The sequence below is a fragment of the Aeromicrobium sp. REDSEA-S32_B7 genome, assembly GCF_001626145.1.
In the GTDB taxonomy this organism is placed as follows: Bacteria; Actinomycetota; Actinomycetes; order Propionibacteriales; family Nocardioidaceae; genus Aeromicrobium; species Aeromicrobium erythreum.
This window is the reverse complement of sequence record NZ_LUNF01000330.1, coordinates 1-8,240: the sequence shown is the minus strand read 5'-3', so window position 1 is coordinate 8,240 and position 8,240 is coordinate 1. Positions and strand designations below refer to the sequence as shown.

Sequence of the window (8,240 nt, the reverse complement as noted above, 5' to 3'; positions counted from 1 at the left end):
CTCCTCGGCCCACGCGAGGACGTCGCCCGGCCGCAGCGGCGACGTCGCGACGTGGACCGGGCCACCCGCCGACGACGCGACCCAGGTGTCGCGCGCGCCGGGGACCCGCGACCGCCTGATCGAGCGGGCGAGAGGTCCGTCGCGGAGCCCGAGGTCGAGCCGTCCCACCTCGGCCGGGTGGAGGGGGCGGTCGAAGCGCCACACCGTCTGGTTGACCACGGGGATCCCGAGGACGCGGTGCGCCCGGACGAAGAGGTCGTCGTCCAGGGTCAACCGGTTGCCGTCGGTGGCGGTCGCCCTCGCGACCTGGGTGCTCTGCAGGTCCACGTCTCCTCCAGTCCTCGTGCTCAGTCGCGTCGGACGTAGGCCCGCACCGTGAGCGGTGCGAAGATCGCGAGCACGGCGAGGGAGCCGAGCAGCGCGGTGAGCACCGACCCGGCGGCGGGGTCGCCCCCGGCGAGGTCGCGCACCGCGGAGACCAGGTGCGTGACCGGGTTGACCTCCGCGATGGCACGCATCCACGCCGGCATCGTCTCGGTGGGCACCAGCGCGTTCGACATGAACGACAGCGGCGTCAGGACGAGCATCGAGACGCCCTGGACGGCGGCGGCGCTGCGCATCATGACGCCCATGAAGGCGAAGACCCAGCTCATGGTGAAGCCGCTCAGCACGACCAGAGCGCAGCCGGCGACGAGCCCGGCCCACGACTCCGGCCGGTAGCCCATCGTCACGCCGACGACCACCGTCATGGTCACCGCCACGACGTAGCGGACCACGTCAGCCAGCAGGGCACCTGCGAGCGGTGCCGTGCGGGCCACGGGGAGCGACCGGAAGCGGTCGAACACGCCGCGGTCGATGTCGTCGCGCAGCTGCACCCCCGTGACGACCGACGCCGTGACGGCGATCTGCACGAGCACACCGGGCACGAGCTGGGGGAGGTAGGCGTCGACGCCGCCCGCGACGGCACCTCCGAAGACGTTCGCGAACAGGATGGTGCCGACGACCGGCAGCACGATGACGTCGAAGAGGCGCTGCGGGTCGTGGCGGACCCGCAGGAGTCCCCGGTGGCCGAACGTGAGCACCTGGGCGAGCGCCGACAGCGGGCCGACCCCACCGCGCGGCGCCGGTCGGACCTGAGCCCCGATCACGGCGCTCATGCCGCGTCCTGACGCTGGGGGCCGGGCGCGTCGAGCGATCCCGTGAGCGCGAAGAAGACCTCGTCGAGGCTCGGCCGGGCCGCGCTGAGCTCGCCGATCTCGATACCGCGTGCGGTGAGGGCCAGCACGACGTCGGACGTCACGGCGCCCGACCGGATCGGCGCGGCCAGCAGCACGCCGTCGTCCTGGGGGACCTGACCGGTCACCTCGTGCAGGACGCGGGCCGCTTCGACGCGGCGCGCCGGGTCGGCCACGACGAGGTGGAGCGTCAGGCCGCCGACGGACTCCTTGAGCTCGGCGGGCGTGCCGTCCGCGACGACGCGTCCGCGGTCGATCACCGCGATCCGGTCGGCGAGCTGGTCCGCCTCCTCCAGGTACTGGGTCGTGAGCAGCACCGTCGTGCCCTGCGCGACGAGCTCGCGCACCGTCGCCCACATGTCGGCGCGCGTGCGTGGGTCGAGCCCGGTCGTGGGCTCGTCGAGGAACAGCAGCGGCGGGTCGCCGAGGAGGCTGGCGGCGATGTCGAGACGGCGGCGCATGCCCCCGGAGAACGTCGAGACGGCGCGGTGCGCCACGTGCGTCAGGCCGAACCGCTCGAGCAGGTCGGCCGCGCGGGAGCGGGCCTCCGCTCGTCGCCAGCCGACCAGCCGGGCGAAGAGGTAGAGGTTCTCGTGCGCCGTCAGCAGCTCGTCGAGCGCGGCGTACTGGCCGGTGAGGCCGACGAGGGAGCGCACCTGGGTGGGGGAGCGCGTCACGTCCTGCCCGAAGACCTCCGCCCGCCCGCCGTCGAGGCGGACCAGCGTCGCGAGGGCGCGCACGGCCGTCGTCTTCCCCGCGCCGTTCGGGCCGAGCACGGCGTGCACCGTGCCGGCGCGGACGGACAGGTCGAGGCCGTCGAGCGCCCGCTGCTCCCCGTACGTCTTGACCAGTCCCTCGGCCCGGATGGCCCACTCGGTCATCGTCGTCCCCCTCCGTCAGGTCGCGGCGCGCAGCGCCCGACGCTCACCACAGCCGTGCCTCGACGTGCCACGCCGCCAGGCCCGAGCGCACCAGGTCACGCAAGGTCTCGTCATCGGGCACCCGCGCCGGGTCGAGCGCGGCGACCGTCACGGTGGTGCGCTCGCCGGAGGTGCACGCCCACGCGGTCAGTCCGCCGCCGAGGGCACGGATCTCGGCGTCGTCGACCACCCGGTGCCCGGCCAGCGCGGCGATGCTGCGGGCCGGCGTCCCGGTCGGTGCGCTGAACGCCGGGGACATCGTCCCGAGGTTCGACGCCAGCACGCGGGGGCCGGTCGGCACCGGCAGCCGGCGTACGACCGCGTCGGGCAGCATCTGCACGAGCGTGAGGAGCGAGCCGGTGTCGGCGTCCTTGGCCGACGTGTCGCGCGTGCCGAGCTGGGCGTAGGCCTGGCGGCAGCCCGCCCGCAGCGGTGCGAGGTCGTGACGTCGCAGGTCGGTCGGGTCGACGGCGACGCGGGCGATCCGCGTGGCGTTGGCGCGAGGGTCGTCGGCGCCTCGCGCGGTGACGGGCAGTGCCACCAGCACGGGCTCGTCCTCGTCCGTGATCCCGGCCGACCCGACCAGGGACGCGCTCAGCGCGACGAACCAGGTGTTGAGGGTCCCGCCGTGCCGCGCCGCCGCAGCCTCCACGTCGGCCGTGCGGCACTCCGCCACGACGGTGGGGACCACCCAGCCCTGGGGCGCGGTCGGCCCGTCGGGGGGCGGCGCCGGCGTCGCCCCCGCGGGGGAGGTCGCGCCGCCACGCTGTCGCAGCGCGCTCGTGGCGCCCCAGCGCACGACGGCCCGGACCTGGCGCGCCGCGTCCTGCAGGTCGGCCCGCAGCGTCCCCCACGTGCCGTCGCGGTCGGGCAGGGTCAACGGCGCCCGCCCGGAGGCCGCCCGCTCGACGGCGTCGACCATCGCGCCACCGTCGGCGACGGCGTGGTCGACGATCAGCGACAGCAGCGAGCCGCCGTCGGACAGCCGCGCGCTCGCCAGCCGCCAGGAGTCGCCGCGGCCAGGGTGCAGCGGAGCGGTGTGGTTGGACCGGAGCCAGTCGACGACGTCGCACTCCTGGAGCACGGTCGGCTCGACGTCGAGCGCCGGGGCATGGGGCGCCCGCGACCAGCGACCACGTGCGCCGGGCACGCGGGGACGATCCGCGCGACGCGAGAGCGCCCCGCGGGCCAGCTCGTCGCGCAGCCGGACCAGCGCCGCGGTCGGCACGACGTGGTCGAGACGCCAGACGAACTGGTTGACGATCGGCGTCCCCACGCCGCGGTGCCGTCGCAGGAACAGGTCGTCCCCGAACGTCAGACGAACCGTCGCGTGGTCGATCGCCATCATGAACACCCCCCCAGGTTCTGCCGAGTCAAGCGGCCCGTCGCCGACCGTGTCCAGAGGGAGAGGCGCGTGAGCATCATCACGTCGCGCGCACTCCGCGGAGGCGCGCAGACTGGCGAGCAACGACCGCGAGGAGTGCGCGGCCGTGGCGGATGGATCGCGTCACCGAAGAGACCGGTGGCGCACCGGACGGGGGGAGCACTGCCATGGAGTACACCGAGCTCGACGACTACCCGATCCCAGCGGGGATCGTGACGACCTGGACGCCGACGACGGCGTCCGACGCGTGGGAGGACGACCCGCGCGGACTGTCCTACGACCATGCCGCCCACCTGGAACGAGATCCCGACGGCTCGTGGATCGGCTCGGCCATGCGGGTGCCGCTGCCGTTCGACGCCGACGCCCTGCGCCGTGCACTGCGGGCCTGGATCGCGCGCCACGAGGTGCTGCGCACGACCGTCCGGAGGACCGCCGACTCCGCGTCGACCTGCGCGTGGCAGCGGCAGACGGTCCACCACTCACGGGTCGACGTGCGACCGGAGGTGCTCGGGCACCGCTCCAGCGACGCGGCGCGGGTCGAGGTGGCGCAGTTCCTGGCGAGGCTGTCGCCCGTCACCTGGCCGCACTGCGTGTTCGCGACCGTCCGTGGCACGCACGCCGAGGGCTTCGTCCTGGTCTTCGCCGCCGACCACAGCGTGATGGACGCCTACTCGCAGGTGCTCTGGTTCGCCGAGATGGAGGACCTGTACCGCCAGGCCCTCGCCGGGATCGACGACGACGCGCTCGCCGTGCTCGACGTGGGCAGCCACGTCGACTTCTCCGCCGTCGACCGCCGGGCGGGGGAGGAGCTGTCGGCGGACCACCCCGCCGTGCTGCGCTGGCGCGCGTTCACGTCGCTCGACGAGAACGGCGCACCGCGCGACGTGCCGGCGTTCCCGCACCACCCCGACGTCGCCGCGGCCGGCGTCGACGACCGTCCCCGACGCCAGCGCAGCCTCTCGACGTGGGTGCTGGGCGGGCCGGAGACCGACGAGCTCGGCCGGCGGCTGCGCGAGCAGGGCGTCGGGCTGCAGGCGGCCGGCCTCGCGGCGCTGGGGATCGCGTCGCGGCGACGCTCCGGCGTCGAGCGGCTGCGGTTCGTGATGCCGATGCACACCCGCCACGACCCGCGGCACCGCGAATCGGTCGGGTGGTACGTGGGCCTGTGCCCCGTCGACCTCGACCTGTCGGGGACGCACACGTTCGGCGAGGCGGTCGCCCGCGCCGACGCCGCGACGCGCGAGGTCAAGGACCTCGCGAGGCACCCGTTCCCGCGGGTCGCCGAGCTGTTGGGCGTCGGCGACACGCCGCACTTCGTCGTGTCCTACGTCGACGTCCGGCACGTGCCGGGTGCCGAGCGCTGGCCGGCGCAGCAGGCCCGCGCGCTGAGGTCCCCGGTGTTCGCCCCGGACGAGCTGTACCTCTGGCTCATCCGCCACCAGGGCGGACTGAACCTCTCGGCCCGCTACCCGGGCGCCTGGGCCGTCGACGCGGCCGTGCGAGGTCTCGCGGCCCACCTGCGCGCAGTCTTCGCCGACATGGTGGAGCACGAGCGGCAGAGCGGTCTCGTGACGGCGGCGGCGGACCGATGATCCTCGCGGAGATGGCGCGGTGGCGCACGGCGCCCGGCACGGTGCTGACCCTCGGGCCGACGCCGGAGAGCCTCGCGGCCGCCGCCGAGGCACCCGTCGACGCCGCCCCGCCGTCGTTCCTGCAGGCCGACCACCTGCGGGCCTACGCGGCCCGGCAGCGCGCGAGCGGCGTGCACCGCGCCTGGACCGGGGTCGCGACCGACCTCGACGGCCCGCTCGACCGCGACGCCCTCGCCCGCGCCCTGACGCGGCTGGTGACGACGCACGAGGGGCTGCGGTCATGGTTCGACCTGACCGGCGAGGTCCCCGTCCGTCACGTGGTGCCGGTGGCCGACGTCGAGCACACGGTCGTCGACGTGCAGGAGCTGGACGTCGGGGACGGTTCGTGGGACGTGGCCCTGCAGGCGCACCTGGTCCGGACCTTCGACGCCGCCTGTCGGCCCGACGCCTGGCCGGGGTTCGTGCTCGGCGCGGTCGAGCGCGTCGACGGGTTCGGCCTCTTCTGGGGCTGCGACCACGCCTTCACCGACGGCGCGTCTCAGCTCATGGTCGCCTCCGAGCTCGCCGACCTCTACGCGGCGGAAGTGGCCGAGCCCGGCGGTCCCGCCCTGGTCGAGGGGGCGCTGCCGACCCCGGAGGAGTCGGGACCGTTCGGCGTCTTCGCGGCCGAGGAGCGCGCCCGCGCCGCCACCTACGACGCGTCCTCGCCCGAGGTCCGCGCCTGGGCCGACCTCGTCGGGTCCCAAGGGGGACGTCTGCCGTCCTTCCCGCTCGACCTCGGTCTCGAGCGCGGTGCGACGGCGCCCGTGCACATCGCCTCCTACGACCTGCTCGACGCGCAGGCCGCCTCGCGTCTGGACGCCCGGTGCCGCGCGCTCGGCGTGCGGACGGTCTCCGCGGTCTTCGCGGCGCTCGCAGCGACCGACCACCTGCTGGCGGACCGGGCGACCTACGCCGGCGTGACGGTGCTGGGCGCCCGCGACACCGGTCCGTACCTGCGGTCGCACGGCTGGTTCTGCACCTTCGCGCCCGTGCTGTTCGAGGTCGCGCCGCACGCCGACGACCTCGACGCCCTGCTGGTCGCCGCGCACGCCGGGTTCGAGACCGGCCGTCGCACGTCGCGCATGCCGGCGCACGTCGCCCTGGCCGAGATGCTGCGGACAGGTGTCCTCGGACCCGATGGCGTGGGGTCGCCGCAGCTGGTCTCCTACCTCGACGTCCGTCGGTTCCCCGGGGCGGGCCGGCCCGCGCACGAGCGCGGGGTGCACTTCACGGGCGAGGGCCGCACGGCCAACGCCTCGATGTGGGTCAACCGCGACGCGGAGCGGCTCTACGTCGGGCTGCAGCACCCCGACACCCCCGAGGCGCACGACGCGATCGCGCGGTACTCCGCGACGCTCACCCGCGTGGCGCGGGCGCTGGCCGACGGGTCGACCTCGCTGCCCGAGGTGGAGACCAGCCGTGCTGGTCACGTCGGCTGACCTCTGGACGCCCGCGCCGGGCACGGTCGTCTCGTGGGACGTCGAGCCCGGCGTGGCTCCGGGGCGCCCCGTCGACCTCTCCCTCAACCAGCGCAACCACCTCGCCGCGGCGGTCGCGGGGGAGCCGTCGGTGTGGATGGCCGCGGGGTTCGACGTCGAGGGTCCCGTCGACGCGGCGGCGCTCGAGCGGGCCTACCAGGAGGTCGTCGCGCGGCACAGTGCCCTGCAGGTCGGCGCGGACGTGGTGGCCGGTGCCGTGCACGGCAGGCACCACGACGCGGCCGGCCTGCGCTGGACCCGAGGAGCCGACGTGACCACGTCGACCGTCGCCGAGACCCGCGACCACGTGCGTCGACGGCTCGACGCCGCGTGCTGGCCGCTGTCGTACCCGGCCTTCTGGCCCGCCGCGATCTCGCGCCCGGACCGCTCGACGGTCGTGCTCGGGCTCGACCACCTCCACGTCGACGCCTACTCCCTCGCCGTGCTGGTCGACGAGCTCCACACCGTGTACGCCGGCCTTGCGGGGGAGGGACGCGTCCCCGACCTGCCCGAGACGTCGTGCTTCGTCGCCGGGCTGGCCGACCCGCCGCCGCGCGTGCCCGCCGACGACGTCCGACTGCGGTCCTGGCACGACTTCCTCGTGCGCCAGGACCACCGCCTGCCGACCTTCCCCCTGTCGTTGGGCGTCGAGCCCGGCGAGCGCGCCGCGCAGCGCACCGAGGTGTCGGTGCTGGGCGACGCCACGGCGGCGGACCGGCTCGGCGAGCACGCCCGGCTGCACGGCGGGTCCACGGCCACGGCCGCGCTCGCCGCGCTCGCCACTGCGGTGGCCGACCTGGGCGGGCCCACCGTGCTGCCGCTCCTCATGCCCGTCCACCTCAGGTCGACGCCTGCCGAGCGTCGGACGGTCGGGTGGCTCACGACGACGGTCCCCGTCGAGCTGGTGACGCACCTCGACCCGTGCGCGACGCTCGCGCACGCGGCCCAGGCTGTCGACGCCGCCCGCGCGATGGCGGCCGTGCCCCTCGACCAGGTGCTGGGCAGCGCGTCGCGTCCGCTGGTGCGCGAGCGGACCGACGTCTTCATGGCCTCCTACCTCGACTACCGCCGCCTGCCCGGGCACCAGGCGCCGCTGAGGCGCCGGGCCCACCACGTGTCGGCGCCGACCCTGGCCGACGACCTGCAGGTGTGGGTCTCCCGCACCCCCGAGGGTCTCGGCGTCCGCGTCCGCACGCCCGCCACGCTGACGGCGGCCCAGGTGGTCGCGAGCCTGCTCGAGCGCTGGCGCGAGCGGGTCGCGTCGATGGGCTCCGGGCGGTGCGCCGGCCCGCGCCCCGTCACCGGAGCGGGTCGACCGGCTCACCCCGTCGGGTCACCATGAAGTGCAGGTGGCAACCGGTCGACAGACCGGTCGAGCCGACCGCGCCAAGCACGGTGCGCGGCGTCACCCGTGCGCCGGGTGCGACCGACGTGGCGGAGAGGTGCGCGTAGCCCGTCTCGACACCCTGGCCGTGCTCGACCACGACCCGCAGGCCGTAGGGTCCGTCGTCGCCCACGCTGCGCACCGTGCCGGTCTCACCCGCGCGCAGCTTTATCAACGGTGCTGGCGCGGTGCTGCGCCGCCAACC

At 75.3% G+C, this 8,240-nt stretch carries 8 protein-coding genes; 3 read left to right on the top strand and 5 right to left on the bottom strand.

Translation table 11 applies throughout. The features are described from left to right. The 4 genes from A6Q79_RS18415 to A6Q79_RS18400 form a co-directional block, all read right to left on the bottom strand. A partial coding sequence (locus tag A6Q79_RS18415; RefSeq protein ID WP_317698940.1) for a hypothetical protein occupies window positions 1–327 on the bottom strand: 327 nt, incomplete at its 3' end. A 20-nt stretch (window positions 328–347) separates the two neighbouring features. Further along, complete coding sequence (locus A6Q79_RS18410; RefSeq protein ID WP_289017126.1) at window positions 348–1,157, bottom strand: ABC transporter permease; 810 nt, start codon at window positions 1,155–1,157, stop codon at window positions 348–350. Next, a complete protein-coding gene (locus A6Q79_RS18405; RefSeq protein WP_286690002.1) occupies window positions 1,154–2,116 on the bottom strand; it encodes an ATP-binding cassette domain-containing protein in 963 nt (320 codons plus the stop codon). The genes A6Q79_RS18410 and A6Q79_RS18405 overlap by 4 nt, the downstream gene beginning before the upstream one ends. Window positions 2,117–2,159: 43 nt before the next feature. Then, on the bottom strand, window positions 2,160–3,503 hold the full coding sequence (locus tag A6Q79_RS18400) for a hypothetical protein (RefSeq protein WP_286690001.1): 1,344 nt from the start codon (window positions 3,501–3,503) through the stop codon (window positions 2,160–2,162). 203 nt (window positions 3,504–3,706) lie between these two features. Between A6Q79_RS18400 and A6Q79_RS18395 the strand changes: the two genes are divergently transcribed. The 3 genes from A6Q79_RS18395 to A6Q79_RS18385 are packed head-to-tail and all read left to right on the top strand — an operon-like array spanning window position 3,707 to window position 7,993. Beyond that, complete coding sequence (locus A6Q79_RS18395) at window positions 3,707–5,131, top strand: condensation domain-containing protein (protein WP_286690000.1); 1,425 nt, start codon at window positions 3,707–3,709, stop codon at window positions 5,129–5,131. Beyond that, a complete protein-coding gene (locus A6Q79_RS18390) occupies window positions 5,128–6,612 on the top strand; it encodes a hypothetical protein (RefSeq protein WP_286689999.1) in 1,485 nt (494 codons plus the stop codon). Before A6Q79_RS18395 ends, A6Q79_RS18390 begins: the two co-directional genes overlap by 4 nt. Next, a complete protein-coding gene (locus tag A6Q79_RS18385) occupies window positions 6,593–7,993 on the top strand; it encodes a condensation domain-containing protein (RefSeq protein WP_286689998.1) in 1,401 nt (466 codons plus the stop codon). The genes A6Q79_RS18390 and A6Q79_RS18385 overlap by 20 nt, the downstream gene beginning before the upstream one ends. On the opposite strand, the gene A6Q79_RS18380 is transcribed toward A6Q79_RS18385, so the two are convergent. Continuing rightward, window positions 7,950–8,240 (bottom strand): M23 family metallopeptidase (locus A6Q79_RS18380; RefSeq protein WP_317698939.1); only part of this gene is annotated, 291 nt, incomplete at its 5' end. The genes A6Q79_RS18385 and A6Q79_RS18380 overlap by 44 nt on opposite strands.

Excerpts from the sequence above, each read along its gene's own strand:
- A6Q79_RS18410 (WP_289017126.1), bottom strand. The coding sequence starts at position 1,157 with ATGAGCGCCGTGATCGGGGCTCAGGTCCGACCGGCGCCGCGCGGTGGG.
- A6Q79_RS18405 (WP_286690002.1), bottom strand. The coding sequence starts at position 2,116 with ATGACCGAGTGGGCCATCCGGGCCGAGGGACTGGTCAAGACGTACGGG.
- A6Q79_RS18400 (WP_286690001.1), bottom strand. The coding sequence starts at position 3,503 with ATGATGGCGATCGACCACGCGACGGTTCGTCTGACGTTCGGGGACGAC.
- A6Q79_RS18395 (WP_286690000.1), top strand. The coding sequence starts at position 3,707 with ATGGAGTACACCGAGCTCGACGACTACCCGATCCCAGCGGGGATCGTG.
- A6Q79_RS18390 (WP_286689999.1), top strand. The coding sequence starts at position 5,128 with ATGATCCTCGCGGAGATGGCGCGGTGGCGCACGGCGCCCGGCACGGTG.